This is a genomic window from Nonomuraea sp. NPDC003214, from assembly GCF_053590035.1.
In genome coordinates this window covers 90,739-113,963 of record NZ_JBSFSX010000014.1, presented here as the reverse complement: position 1 = coordinate 113,963, position 23,225 = coordinate 90,739, and the positions used below count along the sequence as shown (strand labels likewise).

Sequence of the window (23,225 nt, the reverse complement as noted above, 5' to 3'; positions counted from 1 at the left end):
GGTGCGACTTTACCTACTTTTCCTACTTTCTGCACGCACCGCCGTCCCGGCCGGCGCCACCGCCGAGACCGTCGTCGGCAGGGGCAGCATCACCTCCACCCGCGTCCCCCGGCCCGGCTCGCCGGTGATGACGCAGATCCCGCCCAGCTCCGCCGCCCGCTCCCGCATCGAGGAGAGCCCGACGCCGGGCCGGTGGGACTCCGGCAGGCCGCGCCCGTCGTCGGTGACGGTGACCCGCAGCACGCACCGCTCCCGGCGCAGCGTGACGGTGACGGTCTCGGCCTCGGCGTGCCGCCGGATGTTGGTCAGCGCCTCCTGCACGATCCGGTAGACGGCCACCTCGACGGCCGCCGGCAGATCCGACAGCGCCCCCTCGACCCGCACCGGCACCTGCGGCCCCGCCAGCTCACGCAGCGCCCGGGCCAGGCCCAGATCGTCGAGCGCGGGCGGGCGCAGCCCGTGCACCAGCTCGCGGACGTCACCGGCCACCGCGTCCATGCCGGTACGCAGATCCTGCAGAAGGGCGTCGGCCGAATCGGGCGAGTCCTTGAGCCGGCTGCGCGCGATGTTGATGATCATCGCCATGCTCGACAAACTCTGCCCCAGCCCGTCGTGCAGATCCCGGCGCAGGCGGCGGCGCTCCTCCTCACGGGTGCTGAGGATTCGTTCGCGCGAGCGTTGCAGGTCGGCGGCCATGCGCACGGCGTGCGCCACGTCGGCGGCGTACGGGGCGAGCGTGGCCAGCACGCGCTCGTTGTGCGCGGCCGGGAAACGCCGCGGGCCGGGCGCGCCCACCAGCAGACGGCCGACCTGCTCACCGTGCCAGACCAGCGGCACCCGCCGCGGCGCGGCGCCGACGCGGCCGTTCTCGACGTAACGCGGCTCACCGTCGGCGACCTCGACGGCCACGCCCTCCACCGCCAGCCCGTCCTTCAGCACCGCCACGACCGACGTGAGCGCCTCGGCGGGATCACCCCGCCGGATCGCCTGGGTCAGCCGCTCGGCCAGCAGCGCGGGGTCACCGACCCTGCCGTACAGCAACCGGTCCACCAGCCGCTGCAACCACCGCCGCAACGGCTGGAAGAACGCCCCCGCGAACAGGGCCGAGGCCAGACCGGCGATCTGGTCGTACCCCGAGACCAGCACGGAGGAGACGGCGCCCACGCCGAAATACACGGCGCTCACCACGACGAGCAGCCCGGCCGCCACGAACGTGCGGCTGACCACGGTGTCGATCCCGTACAACCGGTAACGCATCACCGCGAACGCCATCGCGACCGGGATCAGCGCCGCCCAGGTGATCGACAGCCACATCAGCTCCGGCACGGCCCCGCCCACGAGCAGGAACACGATGTAGCCCGCGAAGGCGTACATCGGCCAGCCGATCTGCCGCCTGCCGACCGGGTCGGCCCGCCACATCCGCAACGCCATCGAGCACGCGGCCAGCGCCATCGAGGTGTAGATGAGCGTCCACCCGGCCACGGTCATCACCTGGAGGTACGGGCCCAGCGCGGGCACCGCCAGCGGGTTGGTGATGACGACCGGGTACGGGTAGTCGGCGAGGGACGGGTCGGGGCGCACGACGGCGCGCAGGATGTTCAGGCTGAGCCCGGCGACGCTGAGGACGATGACCCAGCGCCAGCGCGGCGACAGCAGCCGGCCGTCGGGCGAGTAGAGCGGCAGCACGGCGGTGAGCGTCGCCCCGCAGATCCCCCACGGGATCAGCGTCGCGATCCGCAGCCAGCTCGACACCTCGTAGCGGCCGAGGTCGGCGTAGTGGAACAGCAGCGCGTTGGTGATGTCACTGGCCGCGCCGGCGAGCCCGCCCAGGCACATGACCCACGCCATGCCGAGCTTGGGCCGGTGGAAGATCAGGACGGCGCCGACCACGGGGAACGCCAGGGCGGCGGCCGACTGCGGGGTCGCGGTCTGCGCCGGGGTCCACTCGGGCGGCAGCGACTGCCAGATCGCCAGCGCCGCGAGTTCGAGCAGCGGGGACAGCACCGCCAAGGTGACGGCCGCGGCCCGCGCTGCCACGATGGCGTTCCGAGCCATGCTGGTCCCTGCCTCTCCTGGAGCTGGACGCATTATGCACGGCTTCGTATTGATAAATCGTCATAAAAAGGTTGCTCACCTGCTGAACGACCTCATCGCCCCCCGCCCGTCCGACACCGCGACGCTCTTCTCCGACGCCAGCACCAGCTCGTCGTCCCCGTCACCGTCGTAGTCCCCGGCGGTCAGCGGCGACAGCCCGCGCCCCGCGCCGATCGGCCCCGCGTCCCGCAACCCCCCGGCACCGCCCCGGAACAGGCGCGGCCCCGAGGGCGTGTCGGGCCAGAACCCGCCGAAGGCCACGTCGTCGTCACCGTCGCCGTCGAAGTCGCCCGCCACCGCCCCGCCCTTGGCCCCGCGCAGGCTCTCGACGCGGCCGCCCGCGTAGTAGACGGTCAGGGTCCGGTCCACGCCCGGCGGCTCGGTCTCGAACCCGGGCTCGTTGTTGCGTCCGCCGTCGTCGCCGACCGCGACGTCCTCCCGGCCGTCGCCGTCGAAGTCGCCGAACGCCGACGCCATCCCCGCGTTCAGCCTGCGGACCGGCTCCCCCGGCCCCCGGACGAGCCGGCTCGCGACCTGCTCGCCGTCGTCGCCCTCGTACACGAGCAGCCCGGTACGGCGCCCCGCGCCGATCGGCCCGGCGGCCAGGCGCCAGAACTCCCCTCCTGACGGGGAAGGCCGGGTCTCCTCGCGGGCCGGGACGCCCTCACGCGTGAACGGGCCGTACAGCAGCACCAGGGTCTTGCGCCCCGAGGCCGGGGCCGCCACGTCGGCCACGCCGTCACCGTCGAAGTCGCCGGTCACCGGATGCAGCAGGCTCTTCCTGCCCACGCGCACGGGGACGAGGCCGACGCCCTGCGGGCCGCCCCAGAGGACGTGCGGGGCCATCTCCCCGTCGGGCGGGCCGCCGTGCACCACGACGTCGCCGTAGCCGTCAGCGTCGAGGTCGGCATGGACGCTCTGGCTGATCAGCCACACCCGGAACCGGTCGGCGGGCACGGACACGCGGGTGGCGGGGTCCAGTCCGGTACGGGAGCCGCGGACGACGTCGAGGCGGTCACCCGAGGCGAAGACCAGGTCGGCGTAGCCGTCGCCGTCAAGGTCGCCGGGCCGGCCCCGGCCAACCGGCTTTCCCGCCGGCGGGCCGGACGAGGTCGCGGGCGGACCGGACGTGGTGGGCGGGCCGGGCGTCGCAGGCGGACCGGAGGTCACCGGCGGGCCGGACGTGGCAGGCGGGCCGGACGTGGCAGGCAGGCTGCGGGTCTCGGGCGGGGGTGCGCAGGCGGCGAGCGTCACCAGCAGCAGCACCGCGCCGACGACTCGCCTCATACCCGCCCATCGTACGGCTCAGGCGCCGTCGAAGGCCTGCGCCACCGCCAGGCTGTCCTCGTACACGTGGTGCCGCGTCACCAGCCCGTCCTCCACCGTGAGGTGGAGCGCGAACCTGGACCGGTAGGCCCGGCCGGTCGGGCGGGCGGTCTGGCGGATCTCCCCCAGCACGACGGCGTGCTCCCCGTCGACGAGCACCCGCTCGACCACCGTGGCGACCTCCTCGGGCACGTGGTGCTCGGCGATCTCCCGGTAGTGCGCCTCGGCGTCGGCGCGGGTGACGCGGTGGCGGATCCACGGGGTCGCGGCGCGGCCGTGCTCGGCCTCCGGCCAGTCGAGCTTCCAGTCGGCGTCGTCGGCGTACAGCTCCGCGATGCGCCGGGGGTCGCCCTCGCCGATCCTGCGCAGCAGCTCCTGAACGACGTCACGTGTGGACATGCGGTGCTTCCTCCCCGTTCGAACGACCAGGGAAGCCTGGCAGCGGCGCGGCCCGGGGCGCCATTACCTCGCAGGTAAGCGCCTTGACAAATTCATTTGTCGGTGGGACGCTCAAGGCATGGAGAACACGGTCACTTCCCAGGACGGCACCACCATCGCCTACACCCGCGTCGGCCACGGGCCGGCGGTCATCCTCGTCGACGGGGCGATGTGCCACCGCGCCTCCGGCCCCAACCCCGCGCTGGCCGCCGAGCTCGCCGGCAGCCACACGGTCTACACCTACGACCGGCGCGGGCGCGGCGACAGCGGCGACACCGCGCCGTTCGCGGTCGAGCGCGAGATCGACGACCTCGCCGCGCTGATCGAGGCGATCGGCGAGCCCGTCTTCCTGTACGGGATCTCGTCCGGCGCGGCGCTGGCCCTGGCCGCCACCGCCGCCGGGCTCCCGGTCACCAAGGTCGCCGTGTACGAGCCGCCGTTCGTGGTCGACGGCACCCGCGCCCCCATGCCCCACGACTACGAGGAGCGCATCCGCGACTTCATCGCCGCCGGCCGCCCGGCCGACGCCATCCGCTACTTCATGCGCACGGGCGTCGGGCTGCCCGGCATCATGGTGGCCATGATGCGCTTCATGCCCGGCTGGTCCGGCATGAAGGCGATCGCCCACACGCTGGTCTACGACGCGGCGTTCGTGGCACGCTTCGGGCAGGGCAAGCCGCTTCCCGAGCACGAGTGGGACGCGGTGAAGGTGCCCGCGCTGGTGATCGACGGCGGCAAGAGCCCGGCCTGGATCCGCAACGGCGCCGCCGACCTGGCCCGCGTGCTGCCCGACGCCGCCGCGCGCACCCTCGACGGCCAGACGCACCTGGTCAAGGCGCGGGCGCTGGCCCCCGTCCTGAAGGGCTTCTTCGCATGAGCTTCCGCACCACCGTCGAGCTGGCGGGCAGGACCGCGACGGGGTTCGAGGTGCCCGCCGGCATCGTGGAGACGCTCGGCTCGGGCAGGCGGCCCGCCGTGACGGTCACGGTCAACGGCTACAGCTACCGCAGCACGGTCGCCGTCATGGGCGGGCGCTACCTGCTGCCGCTCAGCGCCGAGCACCGCCGGGGCGCCGGGGTGGCGGCGGGTGACGAGGTCGAGGTGACGCTGGAGCTCGACACCGCGCCGCGCGAGGTGGCGGTCCCCGGCGACCTGGCCGAGGCGCTCGACCGGGCGCCGGAGGCGAAGGCGTTCTTCGACGGCCTGTCCTACTCGCGGAGGCGCCGGGTCGTCCTGCAGGTCGAGGGCGCCAAGAAGGCCGAGACCCGGCAGCGCCGCGTCGCCGACGCGATCACCAAGCTGGCCGCCGGCGAGGCATGACCTCCCGGCCGGGCCGTGCCGGTGAGGCGGATCGGTCGTGCCGGTGAGTCCGTCTCGCTCTTGAGAGTGAGAGCCAGGATCGCCCCGGGCGGCGATCCCTTTCGCGGCGGGAAATCCGAGGATGGGGACGTCAACCAGCGCCTCCCCCAGGAGAAGATCATGCGGATCCGCCCCGCCTACCTCGCCGCGCCACTGCTCTCCACGGGCTACGGAATCCTGCGGCTCGTCGACGGGATCGACGGCAGCCGAGGGCCGGGACCGGCCTGGACGGTCGGACATCTGGCGTTCATGGGCGCACTGGTGCTTTTTGTCTACGTATTTCGGGAAATGTGGCTGATGCTCGGGCGCAGCCGGGGCGCCACCGCCGTGCTCGTCGCCGGCGCGGCCGGGGCCGGGCTGGCGTTCGTCCAGTTCGCGATCGACGTCGTCGTGGGGTTCATGGCGGCCGACCACGAGGCGATGGGGCCGCTGTTCGACCAGGTGCAGGCGGTGCCGGGGGTGTCGTTGCTGGTCTACCAGGCCGGGCCGGTCCTCTTCTACGTCGCGCAGGTCGTGCTCGTGGCCATGCTCGCGGTCCGGCGTCAGGTGCCGGTCTGGGTTCCGGCGCTGGTGCTGGTCCAGGTGCTGCTGCCGTTCGTGTCGCTGGACCTGATCCCGCTCGGTGGACTGCTCGCGCTGATCGCGTTCCTGCCGCTGGCGGTACGTGACCGGCGAGTCCCCGCACATGCCTGATCTTGCGCGAAACTGGGACATCGTGCCCGAACCTCCGCTCGTCACCGTGCTCCGCCGCCGCTACCGGGCGCTCCCCCAGCCGCTGCTGGACGTGGCCCTCACCGGCGCGATCACGCTCGCCCAGCTCTGGCCGCTGCTGTCGAGCACCAGCTACTTCGGGGTGCCGTGGTCCTGGTGGGGCTACGCGGTGGCGGTCGGCTCGTCGGTGCCGGTGCTGTGGCGCCGCCGCTTCCCGGTGACCGTGCTGGTGACGTCCCTGATCGTGAGCGGGCTGTACGACCTCGCCGACAGCGTGGCCGACCAGCCGATCTGGTACGGCTCCCTGGTCGCCCTCTACACCGTGGCCACGAGCTCGCCCCGCTGGGTGCGCATCACCGCGCTCTGCCTCATGGCCGGCGGCATGTTCGCGCTGGTCGGCTCGTCGGAGACGGCCCTGCGCAGCACCGTGCTGTACGTGGCCGCGTACGCGATCGGCAGGGCGGCGGCCACGTCGCGCGCGCACGCGGCGGCGCTGGAGGAACGGGCCGCGAGGCTGGAACGGGAGCGGGAGATGGAAGCCGAACGCGCGGCCGAACGCGAGCGGGCGCGGATCGCCCGCGACATGCACGACATCCTCGCCCACGCGGTCAGTCTCATGGTCGTGCAGGCGGAGGCGGGCCCGGTGGCGGTCAGGACCGACCCGGACCGCGCGGAGGCGGCGTTCGACGCGATCGCGGGGGCGGGCCGCGACGCGATGGTGCAGCTCAGGCGGATGCTCGGCGCGCTCAAGGAGGAGCAGGCGCCGCTCGCCCCGCAGCCGACGCTCGACGAGCTGCCCGGCCTGGCGGACCAGGTGGCGGGCACGGGGCTGAAGGTCGCCTTCGAGACCACCGGCGAGCCGCGCCCGCTCCGGTCCGACTCGGCGGTCGCGGCGTACCGGATCACACAGGAAGCGCTCACCAACATCGTCAAGCACGCCGGCGCGACCCGCGCGGACATCCGGCTCACCTGGGAGGACGACACCCTGATGATCGACATCACCGACGACGGCCGGGGCTCGGGCCGGGCCCTGCCCTCGGGCGGCAACGGGCTGATCGGCGTCCGCGAGCGCGCCGCCTCCTGCGGCGGCTCCGCTACGGCCGGGCCGCGCACCGACGGTCCCGGCTTCCGCGTCACCGCCCGGCTGCCGGCATGACGGTCCGGGTGGTCGTGGCCGACGACCAGGAGCTGGTCAGGGGCGGGTTCGCGATGATCCTGGCCGCGCAGCCCGACATCGACGTGGTGGCCGAGGCCGGCGACGGCGTCGAGGCGGTGGCGGCGGTGCGCGAGCACGCGCCCGACGTGCTGCTGCTCGACATCCGCATGCCCCGGATGGACGGCATCGAGGCGGCCCGGATCGTGTGCGCCGAGACGGCCTGCCGGGTGCTCATGCTGACGACGTTCGACCTGGACGACTACGTGTTCGACGCGTTGCGGGCGGGGGCGAGCGGGTTCCTGCTCAAGGACGTGCGCCGCGACGACCTGGTGAACGCGGTGCGGGTGGTCGCCGGTGGCGAGTCGCTGCTCGCGCCGGCGGTCACCACGCGGCTGATCCACGAGTTCACCTCGCGGCCGGCGGGCAGGCCGGGCGCCGCTCCCGGGGCGCTGGACGTGCTGACGGCCAGGGAGCGCGAGACGCTGCAGCTGATCGCGCGCGGCCTGTCCAACGCGGAGATCGCGCGGACGCTGGTGGTCAGCGAGCACACGGTGAAGACGCACGTCAGCAACCTGCTGACCAAGCTCGGGCTGCGTGACCGGGTGCAGGCGGTGATCGCCGCGTACGAGTCGGGGCTGGCCGTGCCGGGAGCGTAAGGGACCCGCAGACGGGTAGGCGGGCTCGTATGAGTGAGGGCTTCGAGACGGACATGCTCTGGGACGAGTTCCATCGGGTGGTCAACATGAACTCCGAGGAGCTGCGTTCCTACCTGCTGGCCGACGCCTCGGGCGAGGACGGTTTCAGCGCCGATCCCGACCTGGGCATCGACGAGCTCGGCCGGGGCGTGCTGCACGTGCTGAGCAAGCGGAAGACGGACCTGACCGACGCCGACCGCGACGTGATGCGCCGGGTGGTCGAGCTGGTGGAGACGGTCGGCAACAAGAGCGACGACCAGGCGCGGCACATGCTGATGTCCGCGGGGCACGACCCGCTGCGGGCATAGGCGATGATCCAGCCGCAGGACTGGATCGCGGGCTACCTGCGGGCCTGGGAGTCCAACGATCCGGACGAGATCGCCGCCCTCTTCACCGAGGACGCGGTGTACTACAACGAGCCGTACAGCATGCCGGTGCGCGGCCGTGACGCGATCGTCTCCAACTGGCTGGCCAGGCAGGACAGGCCAGGTGAGACGACGTTCCAGTGGCATCCGGTGTGCGTGACGGCCGAGGTGAGCGTCATCCAAGGCGTCACGACATATCCGGACAAGACGTACAGCAACCTCTGGGTGATCCGGTTCGTTCCCGACGGCAGGTGCCGGGAATTCACCGAATGGTGGATGGAGCATGACCTCAGGTGATGCAATGAGCCGACGACCATCCGAGGAGGCCCGTTGAGAGACAACCTCGACCTCGCCGCGAGCGCCCAGCAGCTCGCCGACGCCGCGCCGGCCGGTTCGCTGGACCGGGCGGCGGCGAAGTCCGTGGCGATCACGCTGGCCACGACCCGCGACATCGCGCAGGCCAGGCAGACCCTGGACGGGGTCACGCCCGACGACGTGCGGCAGGCGGCGCTGGCCCTGTTCGAGCGCATCTCAGCGGACTGATCCCCCGAGCCACGTCAGCCCGGGCCTGATCGGCGCCGGGCCTTCCGTCATGTCCCGGCCAGGTGCGCGACCAGGCGCCGGACCTGCTCGGCGTAGTGGCCGGCGAACTCCGGCGATTCCGGGTCGAGGCCGGTGGCGGCCCTGACGACCTGCGGGAACGTGATGCCGGCCGCCGCCATCGCGAACAGCGCCACCAGCACCGCCGCCGGGTCGAGGTCGGCGGGCAGCTCCCCCGCCTCCTGCCGCCGGCGCAGTTGCTCGACGTCGCGGCGCAGGTCGTCGGCGAAGCCCGGGTCGGGCGGGGCGTCGTCGGTCAGCCCCTGCCAGGCCATCAGCCTGCCGTAGTCGCGCCGCTCGGCGTTGGCCCGCACGTAGCCCGCCGCGAGCTCGCCCAGCGTGGCGCCCCGGTCGGCGAACGCGCTCTCCTCACGCTGCCAGCTCGCGCTGAGCGCCTGGTAAAGGCCCTCTTTTCCGCCGAAGTAGTAGGAGATGAGCTGCTTGTTCATCCCCGCTCTGGCGGCGATCTCGCCGACCCTCGCCCCGGCGAACCCCTTGGCCGCGAACTCCTCCAGCGCCGCCTGAAGGATGCGGGCCTTGGTCCGCTCGGGGTCGCGCTGCTTCTCCTCGGGTGCTCGCCTCATACCGGCCCACTTTATCATCCATCCGTTTGGTTGACAGTTTCATCCGTACGGGTGATAGTTGCGGCATGACGAACGACATCGCGATCATCGGCGGCGGCATCGGCGGGCTCTGCCTGGCGCACGGGCTGCGCAAGGCGGGCCTCGACGTGACGGTCTACGAGCGGGACCGCACCCCGGCCGACCGGCTGCAGGGCTACCGGGTGCACATCGACCCCCACGGCGCACGGGCGCTGCGCGACTGCCTGCCGCCCCACCTGTGGCAGGCGTTCCTGGACACGACCGGGCAGGGCGGCCAGGACTTCGGCTTCCTCACCGAACAGCTCGACCTGCTCGCGCTCATCGAGACCCCGCCCGCCGCCGACCCGGCCGACGACCACCACTCGGTCAGCCGCATCACGCTCAGGCAGGTGCTGCTGTCGGACCTGGACGACGTCGTACGGTTCGGCAGGGCGTACGAAAAGTACGAACGGCTGCCCGACGGGCGGGTCAGGCTGTTCTTCGCCGACGGCACCAGCGAGACGGCCGGGATCGTGGTGGCGGCCGACGGCGGCAACTCGCGGGTGCGCAGGCAGTATCTGCCGCACGCGCGGCGGGTCGACACCGGCATCACCACGGTCGCCGGCAAGTTCCCGCTCACCGAGCGAACGCGGCGGCTGCTGAGTCCCCGGCTGGTCGACGGGCCCAACAACGTGATCCCGCCGTCGGGCCTGGGGCTGTTCTGCGCCCCGCACGACCTGAGCGACGCGCCCACCACCGGCATCGGGCGCACCGAGCAGGAGGGCGCGCTGATGGACAACGGCAGCAGCTACATCCTGTGGGCGGTCGGCGCGGCCCTCGACCGCTTCCCGGGCGACATTTCAGAAATGTCCGGCCAGCAGCTCCGCGACGCCGTCTCCGCCATGATCACCTCCTGGCACCCCGACCTGCGCCGCCTCGTCGCCGACTCGGACCCCGACACGGTCTCGCTGCTGCCGATCCGCACGTCGGTCCCCGTCGACGCCTGGGAGCCGTCCACCATCACCCTGCTCGGCGACGCCATCCACAGCATGACCCCGATGCGCGGCATCGGCGCCAACACCGCCCTGCGCGACGCCCGCCTCCTCACCCAGGCGCTCGCCGGTGGCGGCGACCCCGTCCAGGCCATCGGCCGTTACGAGGCGGAGATGCGCGGATACGGCTTCGCCGCCGTGCGGGACTCGCTGCGCGCGGCCGAGCAGTTCGTCGGCGGCGGCCGGCTGGCCCGCTTCGGCTTCAAGACCTTCCTGCGCACGGTCCAGCGGGTTCCGTCGCTCAAGGCCAAGGTCTTCGCCTGACTGCGGGGGGCGCACTGTAGCGGGTCGGGTACGCTCCGGGTGACGGGCGCCCGGGGCGACAAGCGATCTTCCGCAATGTCGGCGGATAAGCCAGTCTGGGGACAGCTACCGTCGCAACATGAGGAGACCAGTGGCCGATCCCGTCAAGCTAGAGACGCGGGGCAGCGATTTCGCCAGACTCGCCACCAAGATCACCGAAGCCGGGCTTCTGGACCGGCGTCCCGTCTATTACGCGGTCAGGATCAGCCTCGTCATGGGCGCCTATCTGGGCGGCTGGGCGCTGTTCGTCTGGGTCGGCGACTCCTGGCTGCAGCTTCTCGTCGCCGTCCTCATGGCCGTGGTCTTCACCCAGATCGGGTTCGTCGCCCACGACATCGGCCACCGGCAGGTGTTCCGCACCCGGCGGGCCAGCGACATGGCCGGGCTGCTGATCGGCAACCTGGCCATCGGCCTCGGCTGGGGGTGGTGGAACACCAAGCACAACCGCCACCACGCCAACCCCAACCACGAGGACCACGACCCCGACGTCTCCCCCGCGGTCATCGTCTGGTCGGAGGACCAGGTGGCCAGGAGCGTCGGGCTGCCCAAGTTCATCGCCAAGTGGCAGGCCTACTGGTTCTTCCCGCTGCTCACCCTGGAAGCCTGGCACCTGCACGTGGCCAGCGTGAAGGCCGTGTTCAAGCCGACGACCAAGCGCCGGGGCATGGAGGGCGCGCTGCTGCTGGCGCACTTCGCGCTCTACTTCGGCCTCGTCTTCGCCGTGCTGCCGTTCTGGATGGCGGTGGCCTTCCTGGCCGTGCACCAGGGCGTGTTCGGCGTCTACCTGGGCTGCTCGTTCGCGCCCAACCACAAGGGGATGCCGATCCTCACCGCCGAGGACAAGCTCGACTTCCTGCGCAAGCAGGTGCTCACCTCGCGCAACGTCAAGGGCGGCCTGCTCACCGACATCGGGCTGGGCCAGCTCAACTACCAGATCGAGCACCACCTGTTCCCCAACATGCCGGCCCCCAACCTGCGCAAGGCGCAGCCGATCGTCCAGCGCTACTGCGCGGAGATCGGGGTCAGCTATCTGGAGACGGGCCTGTTCAGGTCGTACGGCCAGGCTCTCCAGCACCTGCACGAGGTCGGCGCGGCGCTGAGGTGATCAGCCCTGCTCCAGGCGCCGGCGCAGGGCCTCCCTGCGCTGCTCCAGCTCGGCGATGATCTCGGCCTGCTCGTCCGCCTGGGCGATCTGGGCCGAGATCTCGAACTGGTCGGTGGCGCCCTGGTCGCGGATCTGGTCGCGCTGCTCCTGGTTGTCCCGCTTCAGCTTCGCCAGCTCCTCGTCGAGTCTGGCGAGCTCGTCCTCTGTGCTCATCTCCCGCACCTACCCAGCGACCGGCCCGGGTCACGTCCCGTACAGAATGGGAGGCATGCGGAGGAGCACCATCGTCTCGGTGGCCGCGGTGGCGATCACGCTGCTCGGCGTCCTGGCCGCCTGGATCATCCGGGCCGACCAGCAACCGAACGCGCTCGACGTGGTGCTGCCGCTGATCACGGCGGCCGGGGTGCTGCTGCGCAAGCGCTACCCGGTGCTGACGCTGATCGTGGTGTCGGCCGCGGTGGTGGCCTACTACCCGCTCGCCCGGCTGGACGGGCCGCTCATCTTCGTGCCGTTCCTGATGCTCTACACCGCGGCCGACCACGGGCACCTCACCGCCGCCATCACCACCGGGTCGGCGTCGCTGTTGCTCATGGGGCTCGGCGAGACCGGTGACGTGCGGCACGTCGACGACGGCGCGCTGGCGATGATCGCGGGCTGGGTGGTGGCGGCCATCGCGGCGGGCAGCGTGAGCCGCAACCGCCGCGCCTACCTCGAGGAGGCCGACCGCCGGGTGCGCGAGGCCGAGCACGGGCGCGAGGAGGAGGCCAGGCGGCGGGCCGGCGAGGAGCGGCTGCGCATCGCCAGGGAGCTGCACGACGTGCTCGGGCACAACGTCTCGATGATCAACGTGCAGGCGTCGGCGGCGCTGCACGGGCTGAAGAAGCGGCCGGAGGACGCCGAGGCGGCGCTGCGCGCGATCAAGGACACCAGCAAGGAGACGCTGCGCGAGCTGCGCACCACGCTGGGGGTGCTGCGCCAGGTGGACGAGGACGCGCCGACGGCGCCCGCCGACAGCCTGGGCCGCATCGACGCGCTGGTGGCGGCGTCGGGGCTGGAGGTGCGGACCGAGCTGTCGGGGCCGCTGGACGAGGTGCCGGTCGAGGTGGATCTCGCGGCGACGCGGATCATCCGCGAGGCGCTGACGAACGTGTCACGGCACTCCGGGACGAAGGCGGCGACACTCTCCGTCAGCAACATGTCCGGAAATATCCTGATCCGCGTGGAGGATGATGGACCGGGGGCCGTGTTCACCGAGGGCAGCGGCTACGGGCTGCAGGGCATGCGCGAGCGCGCCACGGCCCTGGGCGGCAGGCTCGACGCCGGCCCCCGCCCCGAGGGCGGCTTCCGGGTCGTCGCCGAACTACCCCTGAACGGAGCCACATGATCCGCACGCTGCTGGCCGACGACCAGACCCTGGTACGGGCCGGCTTCCGGTCCATCCTCAGCGACGAGGACGACATCGAGGTCGTCGCCGAGGCCGCCAACGGCACGCAGGCCGTGACCCTGGCCCGCGAGACCCGGCCGGACGTGGTGCTCATGGACATCCGCATGCCCGAGCTCGACGGCCTGGAGGCCACCCGGCAGATCGTCACCGACCCCCGGCTGGACGAGGTCAAGGTCATCATCCTGACCACGTTCGACCTGGACGACTACGTCTACGGCGCGCTGCGCTCCGGGGCCAGCGGCTTCCTGGTCAAGGACACCGAGCCGGCCGAGCTGATCCACGCCGTCCGGGTCGTGGCCAGGGGCGACGCGCTGATCGCGCCGTCGATCACCCGGCGGCTGATCGCCGAGTTCGCCGGCCGCGTCAAGCGCCCCGAGCCCGGCCCCGAGCTCAACTCCCTCACCGAGCGCGAGCGCGAGGTCATGAGCCTGGTCGCGGGCGGCCTGTCGAACGACGAGATCGCCGCCCGGCTGGTGCTGAGCCCCGCGACGGCCAAGACGCACGTCAGCCGCATCATGACCAAGCTCGGGGTGCGCGACCGGGCCCAGCTCGTGGTCCTCGCCTACGAGGCCGGCATGATCACCCCGGGCTGGCTTACAACCTGAGGTGTACGCCGCGGCCCGCCGTGTCACCCCAGGGGTACGGCGGGTGCCCGCCTGAGGTGGACGACCCGGGCGTAACCGTCATCGGATCCTGCTACGCATGGACACCGTTGAACTGGCCCGCCTGCAGTTCGCGCTCACCGCGGGCGCGCACTTCCTGTTCGTGGCGCTGACACTCGGCCTGGCGACGCTCGTGGCCGTCATCCAGACCCGGGCCACCTTCGGCGGCAACCCCGTCCACCAGGGGATGACGCGTTTCTGGGGGCAGCTCTACATCATCAACTACGCGATGGGCATCGTCACCGGGCTCGTCATGGAGTTCCAGCTCGGGCTGTCGTGGAGCGGGCTCACGGAGTTCGCGGGCAACGCGTTCGGCTCGGCGCTGGCCCTGGAGACGATGGTCGCGTTCTTCGTCGAGGCCACGTTCCTGGGCCTGTGGATCTTCGGCTGGAACAAGCTGAACCGGTGGGCGCACCTGGCGCTGATCTGGGTGGTCACGCTCACCGCGTACGCGTCCGCGTTCTGGATCATGGTGTCGAACGGCTTCCTGCAGAACCCGGTCGGCTACCGGCTCGACGGCGGCGTGCTCCACCTGGCGGACTTCGGCGCGATGGTCGCCAACCCGGCGGCGCTGGTGGCGTTCGCGCACATCCTGAGCGGCGCGATGGTCGTCGGCGGGTTCTTCATGGCCGGGGTGAGCGCCTACCACCTGAGCAAGCGGACCCCCGAGCAGGACTTCTTCCGCAAGTCGCTGCGGCTCGGGCTGGGCGTGGCCGCGCCCGCGCTGATGGTCACGGCGACGTTCGGCGGCATGGGGTTCGGCACGATGCAGGTGACCAAGCTCGCCGCCTGGTCGGGCGACCTGGCGGCGGCCCAGGCCGAGATGGTGGCCCGGCACGGGCCGGGCGACTGGCTGCCCCCGGTGGGCTGGGTGCAGGCAGGCGGCACCTGGATGATGGGGCTGTTCGCGCTCATGCTGTTCGTGGCCGCGCCGAGCACGCTGCTCATGCTGTTCAGGCCGGTGGTGCGCGGGCTGCGGGTGTGGCACTGGCTGCTGGTGGCGATGATCCCGGTGCCGTTCGCCACGATGCTGGCCGGGTGGATCTTCCGGGAGATGGGCCGCCAGCCGTGGGCCGTCTACGGGCTGCTGACCACCTCCGAGGCGATGTCGCCGGTGTCGGCCGGGCAGATGCGGTTCTCGGTCATCGCCTTCACCTCGGTGTTCGCCGTACTGGTCCTGATCAACTACTGGCTGCTGGCCAGGGCCGCCAAGGCGGGGCCGGCGGCCGTGGCCCTGGGCGACCGGCCCATCGACGCCCCCCAGCCCGTCCTGACCTTCTGAGGAGCCGACATGGAGATCTTCGTTCTGGCCTTCTTCGCGCTCGGCTACCTGGTGCTGGCCGGGTCCGACATCGGGGTCGGCATGGTGCTTCCGTACCTGGGGCGGACGCCGGGAGAGCGGCGGGAGACGATCGCCGCGATCGCGCCGTTCTTCCTCGGCAACGAGGTGTGGCTGGTGGTGACCGCGGGCGTGCTGGCCGGGCTGTTCCCGGCGCTGGAGGCGGAGCTGCTGCACGAGAACTACCCGCTGGTCGTGGTGCTGCTGCTGGCGTGGGTGATCCGCGACATGGGGCTGTGGCTGCGCGGCCGGGTGCCGGGGCGCGGCTGGCAGGCGGTGTGGGACGGCGCGATCGTCGCCGGGAGCTGGGGGCTGGCGCTGTGCTGGGGGGCGCTGCTCAGCGTCGTGGCGCTGGGCGTCCAGGGGCCGCTCCTGGCGCTGCCGGCGCTGGCTCTGGCCGCGCTGTTCGGCACGCACGGGCTGGCGTTCGCCGCGCTGCGGCTGCGCGGGGTGCTGCGCGAGCGGGCCTCGGTGCTGTCGGGCGGCGCGGGCGAGCTGCGCACGTTCGCGCTGACGGCGGTGGCGCTGGCCGCGGTCGGCGTGGTGGCGGGGGTGCGGCTGGAGCCGGTGGCCGGAACGTCCGGGGCGCTGCTGGTGCCGGTGACCCTGGTGATGATCCCGTTGCTGGTCGCGGCCCAGGCGTGGGTGTGGTGGACGTTCCGCCACCGCGTGACCGGCCCGTCGTACCTCTAGGGCCTCTTGGTCTTCCAGGGCCTTCAGAGGTTGCCGCCGCCGGTGGCGTCGAGCGTGGTGCCGGTCATGAAGCTCGCCTCGGGCGACGCGGCGAAGGCCACCACGTCGGCGATCTCCTCCGGGCGGCCGATCCGGCCGACCGCGTGATAGCCGGCCGCGTTCGCGCGGCCCTCCGGGTTGTCGCGCAGGAAGCCCGCGTTCATGTCGGTGTCGATGATGCCGGGGGCGACGTTGTTGACCGTGATCCCGCGCGGGCCGAGCTGCTTGGCCAGCGCCAGCGTGAACGTCTGGACGGCGCCCTTGGTCATCGAGTACGCGATCGCGCTGGGGAAGGCGATGCGCGTGACGCCGGAGGTGACGTTGACGATGCGGCCGCCGTCGGGGATGAGGGGCAGCAGCCGCTGGGTCAGGAAGAACAGGCCCTTGACGTTGACCGCGAAGTGCCGGTCGAACGACTCGGGCGTCTCCTCCTCGATGGGCCGGTGCACGGCGACGCCGGCGTTGTTGACCAGCACGTCCAGCACGCCGCTCTCCAGCCTGACGCGTTCGGCCAGCGCCTCCACCTGGGCCGGGTCGCCCAGGTCGGCCTGGACGGCGAGCGCGCTGCCGCCCTGTTCCTCCACGAGCCGGACGACTTCCTTGGCGGCGGCCTCGTCGGCGGCGTAGTTGACGATGACGCGGAAGCCGTCACGTGCCAGGCGCAGCGCGATGGCACGGCCGATCCCCCTGCTGGAACCGGTGACGAGGGCAGTCTTCATGACGGGCTCTTTCTGTAGTGATCGATACAGAAGAACCATAACATAGCGATCGCTACACAAACGACGCCCCGTACCGAGGTGCTCGTTTTATAGCGATCGCTCTAGAATGGGGGGATGGCGAGACAACGGGCGTTCGACCGGGACACGGCACTGCACAGCGCGGTGCTGGCGTTCTGGCGGCACGGCTACGAGGCCACCTCCGTCGCCGAGCTGACCGCCGCCATGAACATCAGGCCCCCCAGCCTGTACGCGGCGTTCGGCGACAAGCGGCGGCTGTTCGAGGAGGCGCTGGGCCTCTACCAGGAGACCTACGGGGCGTTCACCGCCCGGGCGCTGGCCGAGGAGCCGACCGGCCGCCAGGCGATCGAACGCGTGCTGCGCGAGGCGGCCACCGAGTTCTCCGCCCCGGAGCACCCGCCCGGCTGCATGGTCGTCTCCGCCGGGGTCAACTGCGGGCCGGAGTCGGCCGAGGTGCAGGAGCTGCTGCGGCGGCAGCGCGAGCGGACGAAGGCGGCCATCCAGGCACGGTTCGACGACGACGCGGCGGCCGGGCGGCTGCCCCCGGGCACCGACACGGCCGCGCTGGCGACCTACTACGCGGCGGTGTTGCAGGGCATGTCCAACCAGGCGCGCGACGGGGCCTCGCCCGAGGCGCTCACCGAGCTGGCCGCGCTCGCCATGCGCGCCTGGCCCGCCACCGCGTCAGCATGAACGTCATTGGGCCTTGACGGAGGCGTCCTCCGGGGAGACCTCGGGGGCCGACACCCGGAGCCAGCGGCAGCCGTACGGGTCCAGCGGAAGCCGCACCCGGCCCGAGCCGGGCACCTTCACCGTGCCGTCGACCAGGAGGTCGGTGAGCACGCAGCGTTCCAGGCCGGTCAGGTCGAGCTCGGCCTCGCACTCCCGGTCGTCCAGGTTGTGCACGGCCACGATCGTCGCCCCGTCGGCGTCGCAGCGGTGGGCCAGCACCGCCGGGTCGCCCGCGTCCAGCACCGTGTGGTCGCCCCAGGCCAGCTCCAGCGACTCCCGGTAGCGCTCGATGAGCAGCTGGATCCAGCGCAGCAGCGAGTCGTTGTCGCGCCTCTGGTCGGCGACGTTCGGCCCGTCAGGCATGGCGCGCACGGGCCGCTCGGCCTGGGTGAAGCCGCCCTCGGCCGACCAGCGCATGGGGGTTCGCACAGCCATCCGGCCCTCCGCCGACAGGTCCTCGCCCAGCCCGATCTCCTCGCCGTAGAAGAGCACCGGCGTGCCCGGCAGCGAGAACAGCAGGCTGTAGGCCATCTTGATCCGCCTCTCGTCCCCGCCGAACATGGGCGGCAGCCGCCTGCGCAGGCCCCGGCCGAAGATCTGCATGTCCTTGTCCGGCCCGAACGCGGCGAAGACCTCCTGCCGCTCGTCCTCGGTGAGCTTGTCCAGCGTCAGCTCGTCGTGGTTGCGCAGGAACATCGCCCACTGGCAGTCCTTGGGCGGCTCGGGCCGCTCGCGCAACGCCGAGGCGAGCGGCCCGGCGTCGCGCCTGGCCAGGGAGAGCCAGGCGCGTTGCATGGCGACGAAGTCGAAGCACATCGTGAGCTGGTCGCCCAGCCCGTCGCCGAAGTACTCGAGAAGCTGGTCGTACTCCAGGTTGACCTCGCCGAGCAGGACCGAGCCGCCCTTGCGGCGGGTCATGAACGCGCGCAGCTCGGCCAGGAAGTCGTGCGGGTCGGCGAGCTCCGGCGAGACGTTCTCGATGAGGAACGGCACCGCGTCCACCCGGAACCCCGACAGCCCCAGCTCCATCCAGAAGCCGAGCACCCGGGCGATCTCGTCGCGCACCTCGGGGTTGGCGACGTTGAGGTCGGGCTGGTGGCGGTAGAAGGTGTGCAGGTAGTACTGGCCGGTGTGCGGGTCGTGCTCCCAGACGCTGTCCTCCTTGTCGGGGAAGACGACCTCCTTCGGGTTCGGCTCGGGCGTGTCGGACCAGACGTACCAGTCGCGTTTGGGCGAGTCGCGGCCGGACCTGGACTCCACGAACCACGGGTGCTGGTCGGAGGTGTGGTTGACGACGAGGTCGGCGATGACCCGCAGGCCGCGGTCGTGGGCGGTGCGCATGAACTCCACGAAGTCGCCCAGCGTGCCGAGCCTGGGGTCGACGCTGTAGAAGTCGGTGACGTCGTAGCCGTCGTCCTTGTTGGGCGTCGGGTAGAACGGCATCAGCCACAGGCAGGTGATGCCGAGGCCGGCGAGGTAGTCGATCTCCTGCGTGAGCCCGCGGAAGTCACCGATGCCGTCGCCGTTGCCGTCCTTGAACGTCTCGACGTCGAGGCAGTAGACGACGGCGTTCTTCCACCACAGGTCGCTGGTGTACGTCATTCGCATGGGGCCCCAGCTACCCCCAAATGCGGTTAAAGAAGCGTCCCGCCCGTCACCTCGAACCGGCCGAGCGCCTCGTCGATGGTCGCGAGCGTGTCGGCGTGCAGCGTGATGCCGGCCGCTTCCACGTTCTCCCTGATGTGCGCGGGGGTGCGGCTGCCGGGGATGGCCACGACGTGGTCGTCCTGGTGGAGCAGCCAGGCCAGGGCGAGCTGGGCCGGGGTGATGCCGAGCTGGTCGGCCAGGCCGCGGATCGGCGCGTAGCGGTCGTTGTTGGCGGCCAGGTTCTCGGCGGAGAAGCGCGGCGCGTTGTGCCGGAAGTCGTTCTCGCCGAGCTGCTGGACGGTGCCGGTGAGGAAGCCGTTGCCGAGCGGGCTCCACGCCACGATGCCCACCCCGAGCTCGCCGGCCGTGCGCAGCAGGAGCGGGTCGATCGGCCGCCACATGGACCACTCGTTCTGCACGGCGGCCACCGGGTGCACGGCGTGCGCCCGGCGCAGTTGCGCGGCCGTCACGTTGGACAGGCCCAGGTGCCTGACCAGCCCGGCCTTGACCAGCTCGGCCATCGCCCCGACGGTGTCCTCGACGGGCACGCCGGGGTCGGCGTAGTGCAGGTAGTACAGGTCGATCACGTCGGTGTCCAGGTTGCGCAGGCTCGCCTCGGCGTAGCGCCGCACCAGCCGGGGCTCGGCGTTCACGCGCAGCTCGCCGAAGGCGTAGCCGACCGGCTGCGCCCTGCTGTCCTCGCCTTCGGGCACGGCCAGGCCGAACTTGGTGGCCACGACCACCTCGTCCCTGCGGCTCTTGATCGCCCGGCCGACCAGGCGCTCGTTCTGCCCGTCGGGCCCGTAGGCGTCGCTGGTGTCCACGTGGGTGGCGCCCGCGTCCAGCGCGGCCCGGATCGCCGCCTCACCCCGTTCCTCGTCGATGTCGCCGTAGATGCCGGGCGACAGCACCATCGCGCCGTAGCCGAGTGCGGGGACCGTCAAACCGCCGAGTTCGCGTGTCTTCATGCCGCCGATCCTGCTGCCGGGGGCCGGGTCCCGTCCAAGACCCTTTGCTATAACCATCAGCTATGGACGTGCATTTGCGGGATCTGCGGTATTTCGTGGCGGTCGCCGAGGAGCTGAACGTGACCCGGGCCGCCGAACGGCTGTTCGTCTCGCAGCCCGCGCTGTCCAAGCAGCTCAGGGCGCTCGAACGGCAGCTCGGCTGCCCGCTGTTCGACCGCGTGCCCGGCGGCGTCACGCTCACCCGGCAGGGCGCGGCGCTGCTGCCCGTGGCCGCCGACCTGCTCGACCGGTGGAACACCGGCTACGAGACCGCCAGGGCCGCCGCGCCCACCGGCACGCTGGTCATCGGCCTGCAGACCGCCGTCGGCCGGGGCCTGCAGCAGGAGGCGCTGCGCGGCTTCCGCGCCGCCATGCCCGGCTGGGAGGTCGCGCTGCGGCTGGTGAGCTGGGAGGACCCCAGCGGCGGCCTGGCGGACGGCAGCTCCGACGTGGCCTTCCTCTGGCTGCCCGCCCCGCCCGGTCTGGAGACGCACGTGCTCGTCACCGAGCGCCGATGCGTCGTCATGCCCGCCGACCATCCGCTCGCCGGTCTGGACGAGATCCCGTTCGACCGGCTGCGTGACGAGCCGTTCATCGCCCTGCCTGCCGCGGCCGGGCCGATGCGCGACTTCTGGCTGGGCCGCGACGCCTCCCCGGACGCGGGGCCCGTCGTCGGCGTCACCGCGAGCACCCCCGAGGAGGTCTTCGAGGCCGTCACCGGCGGCCTCGGCGTCGTGCTCGTCGCCGAGGGCAACGCCAAGCTGTACAAGCGGCCCGGCCTCCTTCACCGCCCGGTCACCGGCCTGCCGCCCGCCCGGCTGGCCATCGCCTGGCGGGCCGGCAACCGCAGCCCGCAAGTGACCGGGTTCGTGGACGCGCTCCGCCGGATCGCCACTAAGGTCTGACCCATGAGCGACTACGCGATCACCTTCGACCTGATCGACTCCGACGACGACGGCCGCATCTCGGCCGAGGAGCTGGTGCGGCTGATGGAGGTGCTGGGTCAGCCCATCACCCTCGAAGCCGCCCAGGCAGGCGTCCGGCGCCTCGACAAGGACGGCGACGGGCTCATCGACGTCGAGGAGTTCGGCAGCTTCCTCAAGCCTTGACCGTGCGCCGGAGCAGGCAGAACTCGTTGCCCTCCGGGTCCTGCAGCACGATCCACGTCTCCTCGCCGGTCTGGCCCACGTCGGCGTGGCGGGCGCCGATCGCCAGCAGCCGGGCCAGCTCCGCCTCCTGATCGCGGTCGGTGGCGTTGACGTCGATGTGCAGCGGCAGCTTGCCCGTCTTCGGGTCGTCGGAGAGGCTGAGGACGAGCGTCGGCAGGTGCCCCGGCCGCTCCGGCCCGATCTCCACGCTGCCCTCTTCGCGGTCGAGCACGACATAGCCCAGCACGTCACACCAGAACGCCGCCAGGCGCTCGGGGTCACGGCAGTCGAGCACGAGCTCGGTGATGCGGCATGCCATGCGCTGATCATATGCTCACGGACGCTCGTGCGCGGGCGGGCTCAGCGGGGTGCCGGTGTACGCCTCCGGGGCTTCCTCCAGGTAGTCGGACAGGTTGCCGAGGAAGTCGCGCAGCGGCGGATACTGGTTGTGCAGCTCCAGGTCCTCCCGGGAGCGCCAGACCTCGTAGAGGAAGAACCGGCCGTCCTCCTGCTCGTGCAGGTCGTAGTGCACGTTGCCGGGCTCGGCGCGGCTGGGCTCGACGAGCGACGTGAGGATGCGCCGGACCTCGTCCTTGCGCTCGGGCCGGGGACGAAGGAAGCCGTAGAGGGAAATCTGTGTCATGCGGCCCACGTTAGGATCTCCAACGGTGTGAGGTTCAAGGTGAGGTGGGTCACGTGAAGATCGGCGATCTGGCGCGCGTCACCGGCGTCAACGTACGCCTGCTGCGTTACTACGAGGATCAGGGGCTGCTGGAGTCCGTCAGGACGAGCGGCGGTCACCGCACCTACGCGGCCGACGCCCCGGCCAGGGTGGGGCAGATCCGGGCGCTGCTGGGAGCCGGGCTGCCGACCAAGGTGATCCGGGAGGTCATGCCGTGCTTCCTGGACGACGGCGTGGGCCTCCAGGCGTGCGTGCTCGATCACGTACGGAGTCATCTGACGGACCTCGACCAGCGGATCGACGAGCTGCAGGAGGCGCGCGGGGCGCTCAGCGAGCTGCTGGACCGGTCGCTGGCGGCGGCTCACTAGCGAACCAGTCCAGCGACTGGCCGTGCGGGCCGGCGAACGCCAGCGGCCTGCCGTCGAGGGCGAGCACGAACACCGCGCGGCCGGCGGGCGGCTCGGGAGTGCCCGGGAGCGGCAGCACGCCGGGGGCCTCGTTGGAGATCCAGTGGCCGGGCAGGGCGCGCACGGTCCCGGCGAACGCCGCCCGCGCCTCCGGCGGCAGGTAGGCGAGCACCGCGCTGTGGAAGACGACCGGGGTGGCCCCGGCGGGCGCCTGGGCGATCAGGCCGGCGAGCGCCTCGTTGAGGTCGCCGCGCACGAGGCGGGGCGGGTCCGCGCGGGCCACGCGGACGGCAGCCCGCAGGCGGCGCAGGCGTTCGTGCCGCTCGGGCCAGATCAGCGACTCCAGCCAGCGCACGTCGCCGGGGTCGCGTACGTCGAGCGGGTTGAGGTCGAGGCCGGCCCGCCAGGCGACGGCGGGCACCTCCCGCGGGAGCGGGGCCCGGCCGCCGGTGCGGCAGTCGAGGACGACCTCGGCGGAGCCGAGCACCGGGCGGTCGTCGTAGCGATAGGCGTACCGGTCCGGGTAGAGGCACAGGCCGGCCGACGCGCCCACCTCGATCAGGGCCAGCGGCTGGGGCAGGGCGGCGAGGACCGGCAGGAGGGTGGCGCACCGGCCCGGCTCGTTCGTCTGGGTGCTGCGGGCGCGCATGGTGGCGCTGACCCGGTCCCAGTGGGCGGTCGTCCAGGCGCGGAAGGCCGCGTAGTCGTCGTGCGGGCCGCCGTGGTGGCGTACGGCTCCCAGCAGCAGGTTCGGCTGCCGTTTGGCCTCGGGGAGCCGGTCGATCAGGGCGAGCAGGCCGTCGTCGTCGGCGATCCTGCTCGCCAGGAGCTCGTAGGCGGGCGAGTGGCCGCGGGCTTCCAGGGCGAAGGCTCGGTAGCGCCCGGCGGTGTCCATGTCCGCTG

The 23,225-nt window shown here is 72.1% G+C and carries 29 protein-coding genes; 18 read left to right on the top strand and 11 right to left on the bottom strand.

Annotated elements, in window-relative coordinates:
- Positions 1 to 9: 9 nt before the first annotated feature.
- The 3 genes from ACWDXC_RS36160 to ACWDXC_RS36150 all read right to left on the bottom strand — a co-directional run bounded on the left by ACWDXC_RS36160 (position 10) and on the right by ACWDXC_RS36150 (position 3,819).
- Complete coding sequence (locus ACWDXC_RS36160; RefSeq protein WP_449989827.1) at positions 10 to 2,055, bottom strand: sensor histidine kinase; 2,046 nt, start codon at positions 2,053 to 2,055, stop codon at positions 10 to 12.
- 75 nt (positions 2,056 to 2,130) lie between these two features.
- Positions 2,131 to 3,381, bottom strand: coding sequence for an FG-GAP repeat domain-containing protein (locus tag ACWDXC_RS36155; RefSeq protein WP_449989825.1), 1,251 nt, complete (start codon positions 3,379 to 3,381; stop codon positions 2,131 to 2,133).
- Between the two features lie 18 nt (positions 3,382 to 3,399).
- Positions 3,400 to 3,819, bottom strand: a complete 420-nt coding sequence (locus ACWDXC_RS36150; protein WP_219506419.1) for a nuclear transport factor 2 family protein — start codon at positions 3,817 to 3,819, stop codon at positions 3,400 to 3,402.
- Positions 3,820 to 3,937: 118 nt separating this feature from the next.
- Here ACWDXC_RS36150 and ACWDXC_RS36145 point away from each other — a divergent pair, with 118 nt between their 5' ends.
- From ACWDXC_RS36145 to ACWDXC_RS36110, 8 genes are all read left to right on the top strand, one after another.
- Complete coding sequence (locus ACWDXC_RS36145; RefSeq protein ID WP_449989821.1) at positions 3,938 to 4,735, top strand: alpha/beta fold hydrolase; 798 nt, start codon at positions 3,938 to 3,940, stop codon at positions 4,733 to 4,735.
- Positions 4,732 to 5,178 carry a YdeI/OmpD-associated family protein gene (locus ACWDXC_RS36140; protein WP_449989818.1) on the top strand — a complete coding sequence of 149 codons (447 nt, stop codon included), beginning with the start codon at positions 4,732 to 4,734 and terminating at the stop codon, positions 5,176 to 5,178. The genes ACWDXC_RS36145 and ACWDXC_RS36140 overlap by 4 nt, the downstream gene beginning before the upstream one ends.
- Before the next feature lie 159 nt (positions 5,179 to 5,337).
- Positions 5,338 to 5,910, top strand: a complete 573-nt coding sequence (locus ACWDXC_RS36135; RefSeq protein WP_449989815.1) for a hypothetical protein — start codon at positions 5,338 to 5,340, stop codon at positions 5,908 to 5,910.
- A gap of 22 nt (positions 5,911 to 5,932) precedes the next feature.
- Positions 5,933 to 7,084: a sensor histidine kinase gene (locus ACWDXC_RS36130; protein ID WP_449989812.1), complete on the top strand. Its 1,152-nt coding sequence runs from the start codon at positions 5,933 to 5,935 to the stop codon at positions 7,082 to 7,084.
- On the top strand, positions 7,081 to 7,740 hold the full coding sequence (locus ACWDXC_RS36125) for a response regulator (protein WP_449989809.1): 660 nt from the start codon (positions 7,081 to 7,083) through the stop codon (positions 7,738 to 7,740). Before ACWDXC_RS36130 ends, ACWDXC_RS36125 begins: the two co-directional genes overlap by 4 nt.
- Before the next feature lie 29 nt (positions 7,741 to 7,769).
- Positions 7,770 to 8,087 carry a DUF3140 domain-containing protein gene (locus ACWDXC_RS36120; protein ID WP_449989806.1) on the top strand — a complete coding sequence of 106 codons (318 nt, stop codon included), beginning with the start codon at positions 7,770 to 7,772 and terminating at the stop codon, positions 8,085 to 8,087.
- A 3-nt stretch (positions 8,088 to 8,090) separates the two neighbouring features.
- Positions 8,091 to 8,441, top strand: a complete 351-nt coding sequence (locus ACWDXC_RS36115) for a nuclear transport factor 2 family protein (protein ID WP_449989804.1) — start codon at positions 8,091 to 8,093, stop codon at positions 8,439 to 8,441.
- 33 nt (positions 8,442 to 8,474) lie between these two features.
- Positions 8,475 to 8,687 carry a hypothetical protein gene (locus ACWDXC_RS36110; RefSeq protein WP_219506397.1) on the top strand — a complete coding sequence of 71 codons (213 nt, stop codon included), beginning with the start codon at positions 8,475 to 8,477 and terminating at the stop codon, positions 8,685 to 8,687.
- Between the two features lie 47 nt (positions 8,688 to 8,734).
- Here the strand turns inward: ACWDXC_RS36110 and ACWDXC_RS36105 are convergent, their stop codons facing one another.
- Positions 8,735 to 9,328, bottom strand: a complete 594-nt coding sequence (locus ACWDXC_RS36105) for a TetR/AcrR family transcriptional regulator (protein WP_219506388.1) — start codon at positions 9,326 to 9,328, stop codon at positions 8,735 to 8,737.
- Between the two features lie 65 nt (positions 9,329 to 9,393).
- Here ACWDXC_RS36105 and ACWDXC_RS36100 point away from each other — a divergent pair, with 65 nt between their 5' ends.
- Positions 9,394 to 10,641, top strand: a complete 1,248-nt coding sequence (locus tag ACWDXC_RS36100; protein WP_449989800.1) for an FAD-dependent oxidoreductase — start codon at positions 9,394 to 9,396, stop codon at positions 10,639 to 10,641.
- A gap of 118 nt (positions 10,642 to 10,759) precedes the next feature.
- A complete protein-coding gene (locus ACWDXC_RS36095; RefSeq protein WP_449989798.1) occupies positions 10,760 to 11,785 on the top strand; it encodes a fatty acid desaturase family protein in 1,026 nt (341 codons plus the stop codon).
- Here the strand turns inward: ACWDXC_RS36095 and ACWDXC_RS36090 are convergent, their stop codons facing one another.
- Positions 11,786 to 11,998 (bottom strand): hypothetical protein, encoded by a 213-nt coding sequence (locus ACWDXC_RS36090; protein WP_219506382.1) that lies wholly within the window; start codon positions 11,996 to 11,998, stop codon positions 11,786 to 11,788.
- Between the two features lie 55 nt (positions 11,999 to 12,053).
- On the opposite strand from ACWDXC_RS36090, the gene ACWDXC_RS36085 reads away from it, so the two are divergent.
- From ACWDXC_RS36085 to ACWDXC_RS36070, 4 genes are all read left to right on the top strand, one after another.
- Positions 12,054 to 13,169, top strand: a complete 1,116-nt coding sequence (locus ACWDXC_RS36085; RefSeq protein ID WP_449989795.1) for a sensor histidine kinase — start codon at positions 12,054 to 12,056, stop codon at positions 13,167 to 13,169.
- Complete coding sequence (locus ACWDXC_RS36080; RefSeq protein ID WP_219506378.1) at positions 13,166 to 13,834, top strand: response regulator; 669 nt, start codon at positions 13,166 to 13,168, stop codon at positions 13,832 to 13,834. Before ACWDXC_RS36085 ends, ACWDXC_RS36080 begins: the two co-directional genes overlap by 4 nt.
- A 97-nt stretch (positions 13,835 to 13,931) precedes the next feature.
- Positions 13,932 to 15,173, top strand: a complete 1,242-nt coding sequence (locus ACWDXC_RS36075) for a cytochrome ubiquinol oxidase subunit I (RefSeq protein WP_364180639.1) — start codon at positions 13,932 to 13,934, stop codon at positions 15,171 to 15,173.
- A 9-nt stretch (positions 15,174 to 15,182) separates the two neighbouring features.
- On the top strand, positions 15,183 to 15,923 hold the full coding sequence (locus tag ACWDXC_RS36070; RefSeq protein WP_449989791.1) for a cytochrome d ubiquinol oxidase subunit II: 741 nt from the start codon (positions 15,183 to 15,185) through the stop codon (positions 15,921 to 15,923).
- A gap of 23 nt (positions 15,924 to 15,946) precedes the next feature.
- Here ACWDXC_RS36070 and ACWDXC_RS36065 read toward each other — a convergent pair whose 3' ends face one another.
- A complete protein-coding gene (locus ACWDXC_RS36065; RefSeq protein ID WP_449989788.1) occupies positions 15,947 to 16,681 on the bottom strand; it encodes an SDR family NAD(P)-dependent oxidoreductase in 735 nt (244 codons plus the stop codon).
- A gap of 114 nt (positions 16,682 to 16,795) precedes the next feature.
- Between ACWDXC_RS36065 and ACWDXC_RS36060 the strand changes: the two genes are divergently transcribed.
- The gene (locus tag ACWDXC_RS36060) at positions 16,796 to 17,392 is read left to right on the top strand and encodes a TetR/AcrR family transcriptional regulator (RefSeq protein ID WP_449989785.1); all 597 of its coding nucleotides are present in this window, start codon (positions 16,796 to 16,798) and stop codon (positions 17,390 to 17,392) included.
- Between the two features lie 3 nt (positions 17,393 to 17,395).
- On the opposite strand, the gene ACWDXC_RS36055 is transcribed toward ACWDXC_RS36060, so the two are convergent.
- Together ACWDXC_RS36055 and ACWDXC_RS36050 are read right to left on the bottom strand one after the other, a co-directional pair.
- Positions 17,396 to 19,039, bottom strand: a complete 1,644-nt coding sequence (locus tag ACWDXC_RS36055) for an alpha-amylase family protein (RefSeq protein WP_449989782.1) — start codon at positions 19,037 to 19,039, stop codon at positions 17,396 to 17,398.
- A gap of 26 nt (positions 19,040 to 19,065) precedes the next feature.
- Entirely contained in the window at positions 19,066 to 20,046 is a 981-nt protein-coding gene (locus ACWDXC_RS36050) for an aldo/keto reductase (protein ID WP_449989779.1), read from the bottom strand.
- A 62-nt stretch (positions 20,047 to 20,108) separates the two neighbouring features.
- Here ACWDXC_RS36050 and ACWDXC_RS36045 point away from each other — a divergent pair, with 62 nt between their 5' ends.
- Together ACWDXC_RS36045 and ACWDXC_RS36040 are read left to right on the top strand one after the other, a co-directional pair.
- The gene (locus ACWDXC_RS36045; RefSeq protein ID WP_449989777.1) at positions 20,109 to 20,990 is read left to right on the top strand and encodes a LysR family transcriptional regulator; all 882 of its coding nucleotides are present in this window, start codon (positions 20,109 to 20,111) and stop codon (positions 20,988 to 20,990) included.
- A 3-nt stretch (positions 20,991 to 20,993) separates the two neighbouring features.
- Positions 20,994 to 21,194, top strand: a complete 201-nt coding sequence (locus tag ACWDXC_RS36040) for an EF-hand domain-containing protein (protein WP_219506365.1) — start codon at positions 20,994 to 20,996, stop codon at positions 21,192 to 21,194.
- On the opposite strand, the gene ACWDXC_RS36035 is transcribed toward ACWDXC_RS36040, so the two are convergent.
- The gene (locus ACWDXC_RS36035) at positions 21,184 to 21,552 is read right to left on the bottom strand and encodes a VOC family protein (protein WP_449989774.1); all 369 of its coding nucleotides are present in this window, start codon (positions 21,550 to 21,552) and stop codon (positions 21,184 to 21,186) included. The two genes, ACWDXC_RS36040 and ACWDXC_RS36035, sit on opposite strands and share 11 nt — an antisense overlap.
- Positions 21,553 to 21,567: 15 nt before the next feature.
- On the bottom strand, positions 21,568 to 21,876 hold the full coding sequence (locus ACWDXC_RS36030; RefSeq protein WP_449989771.1) for a putative quinol monooxygenase: 309 nt from the start codon (positions 21,874 to 21,876) through the stop codon (positions 21,568 to 21,570).
- Positions 21,877 to 21,929: 53 nt separating this feature from the next.
- Between ACWDXC_RS36030 and ACWDXC_RS36025 the strand changes: the two genes are divergently transcribed.
- Complete coding sequence (locus ACWDXC_RS36025) at positions 21,930 to 22,283, top strand: MerR family transcriptional regulator (RefSeq protein ID WP_449989769.1); 354 nt, start codon at positions 21,930 to 21,932, stop codon at positions 22,281 to 22,283.
- Here the strand turns inward: ACWDXC_RS36025 and ACWDXC_RS36020 are convergent.
- The gene (locus tag ACWDXC_RS36020; protein WP_449989767.1) at positions 22,243 to 23,217 is read right to left on the bottom strand and encodes a DUF2332 domain-containing protein; all 975 of its coding nucleotides are present in this window, start codon (positions 23,215 to 23,217) and stop codon (positions 22,243 to 22,245) included. The genes ACWDXC_RS36025 and ACWDXC_RS36020 overlap by 41 nt on opposite strands.
- Between the last annotated feature and the right edge of the window lie 8 nt (positions 23,218 to 23,225).

Excerpts from the sequence above, each read along its gene's own strand:
- ACWDXC_RS36160 (WP_449989827.1), bottom strand. The coding sequence starts at position 2,055 with ATGGCTCGGAACGCCATCGTGGCAGCGCGGGCCGCGGCCGTCACCTTG.
- ACWDXC_RS36155 (WP_449989825.1), bottom strand. The coding sequence starts at position 3,381 with ATGAGGCGAGTCGTCGGCGCGGTGCTGCTGCTGGTGACGCTCGCCGCC.
- ACWDXC_RS36150 (WP_219506419.1), bottom strand. The coding sequence starts at position 3,819 with ATGTCCACACGTGACGTCGTTCAGGAGCTGCTGCGCAGGATCGGCGAG.
- ACWDXC_RS36145 (WP_449989821.1), top strand. The coding sequence starts at position 3,938 with ATGGAGAACACGGTCACTTCCCAGGACGGCACCACCATCGCCTACACC.
- ACWDXC_RS36140 (WP_449989818.1), top strand. The coding sequence starts at position 4,732 with ATGAGCTTCCGCACCACCGTCGAGCTGGCGGGCAGGACCGCGACGGGG.
- ACWDXC_RS36135 (WP_449989815.1), top strand. The coding sequence starts at position 5,338 with ATGCGGATCCGCCCCGCCTACCTCGCCGCGCCACTGCTCTCCACGGGC.
- ACWDXC_RS36125 (WP_449989809.1), top strand. The coding sequence starts at position 7,081 with ATGACGGTCCGGGTGGTCGTGGCCGACGACCAGGAGCTGGTCAGGGGC.
- ACWDXC_RS36120 (WP_449989806.1), top strand. The coding sequence starts at position 7,770 with ATGAGTGAGGGCTTCGAGACGGACATGCTCTGGGACGAGTTCCATCGG.
- ACWDXC_RS36115 (WP_449989804.1), top strand. The coding sequence starts at position 8,091 with ATGATCCAGCCGCAGGACTGGATCGCGGGCTACCTGCGGGCCTGGGAG.
- ACWDXC_RS36105 (WP_219506388.1), bottom strand. The coding sequence starts at position 9,328 with ATGAGGCGAGCACCCGAGGAGAAGCAGCGCGACCCCGAGCGGACCAAG.
- ACWDXC_RS36100 (WP_449989800.1), top strand. The coding sequence starts at position 9,394 with ATGACGAACGACATCGCGATCATCGGCGGCGGCATCGGCGGGCTCTGC.
- ACWDXC_RS36095 (WP_449989798.1), top strand. The coding sequence starts at position 10,760 with ATGAGGAGACCAGTGGCCGATCCCGTCAAGCTAGAGACGCGGGGCAGC.
- ACWDXC_RS36090 (WP_219506382.1), bottom strand. The coding sequence starts at position 11,998 with ATGAGCACAGAGGACGAGCTCGCCAGACTCGACGAGGAGCTGGCGAAG.
- ACWDXC_RS36085 (WP_449989795.1), top strand. The coding sequence starts at position 12,054 with ATGCGGAGGAGCACCATCGTCTCGGTGGCCGCGGTGGCGATCACGCTG.
- ACWDXC_RS36080 (WP_219506378.1), top strand. The coding sequence starts at position 13,166 with ATGATCCGCACGCTGCTGGCCGACGACCAGACCCTGGTACGGGCCGGC.
- ACWDXC_RS36075 (WP_364180639.1), top strand. The coding sequence starts at position 13,932 with ATGGACACCGTTGAACTGGCCCGCCTGCAGTTCGCGCTCACCGCGGGC.
- ACWDXC_RS36070 (WP_449989791.1), top strand. The coding sequence starts at position 15,183 with ATGGAGATCTTCGTTCTGGCCTTCTTCGCGCTCGGCTACCTGGTGCTG.
- ACWDXC_RS36065 (WP_449989788.1), bottom strand. The coding sequence starts at position 16,681 with ATGAAGACTGCCCTCGTCACCGGTTCCAGCAGGGGGATCGGCCGTGCC.
- ACWDXC_RS36060 (WP_449989785.1), top strand. The coding sequence starts at position 16,796 with ATGGCGAGACAACGGGCGTTCGACCGGGACACGGCACTGCACAGCGCG.
- ACWDXC_RS36055 (WP_449989782.1), bottom strand. The coding sequence starts at position 19,039 with ATGCGAATGACGTACACCAGCGACCTGTGGTGGAAGAACGCCGTCGTC.
- ACWDXC_RS36050 (WP_449989779.1), bottom strand. The coding sequence starts at position 20,046 with ATGAAGACACGCGAACTCGGCGGTTTGACGGTCCCCGCACTCGGCTAC.
- ACWDXC_RS36045 (WP_449989777.1), top strand. The coding sequence starts at position 20,109 with ATGGACGTGCATTTGCGGGATCTGCGGTATTTCGTGGCGGTCGCCGAG.
- ACWDXC_RS36040 (WP_219506365.1), top strand. The coding sequence starts at position 20,994 with ATGAGCGACTACGCGATCACCTTCGACCTGATCGACTCCGACGACGAC.
- ACWDXC_RS36035 (WP_449989774.1), bottom strand. The coding sequence starts at position 21,552 with ATGGCATGCCGCATCACCGAGCTCGTGCTCGACTGCCGTGACCCCGAG.
- ACWDXC_RS36030 (WP_449989771.1), bottom strand. The coding sequence starts at position 21,876 with ATGACACAGATTTCCCTCTACGGCTTCCTTCGTCCCCGGCCCGAGCGC.
- ACWDXC_RS36020 (WP_449989767.1), bottom strand. The coding sequence starts at position 23,217 with ATGGACACCGCCGGGCGCTACCGAGCCTTCGCCCTGGAAGCCCGCGGC.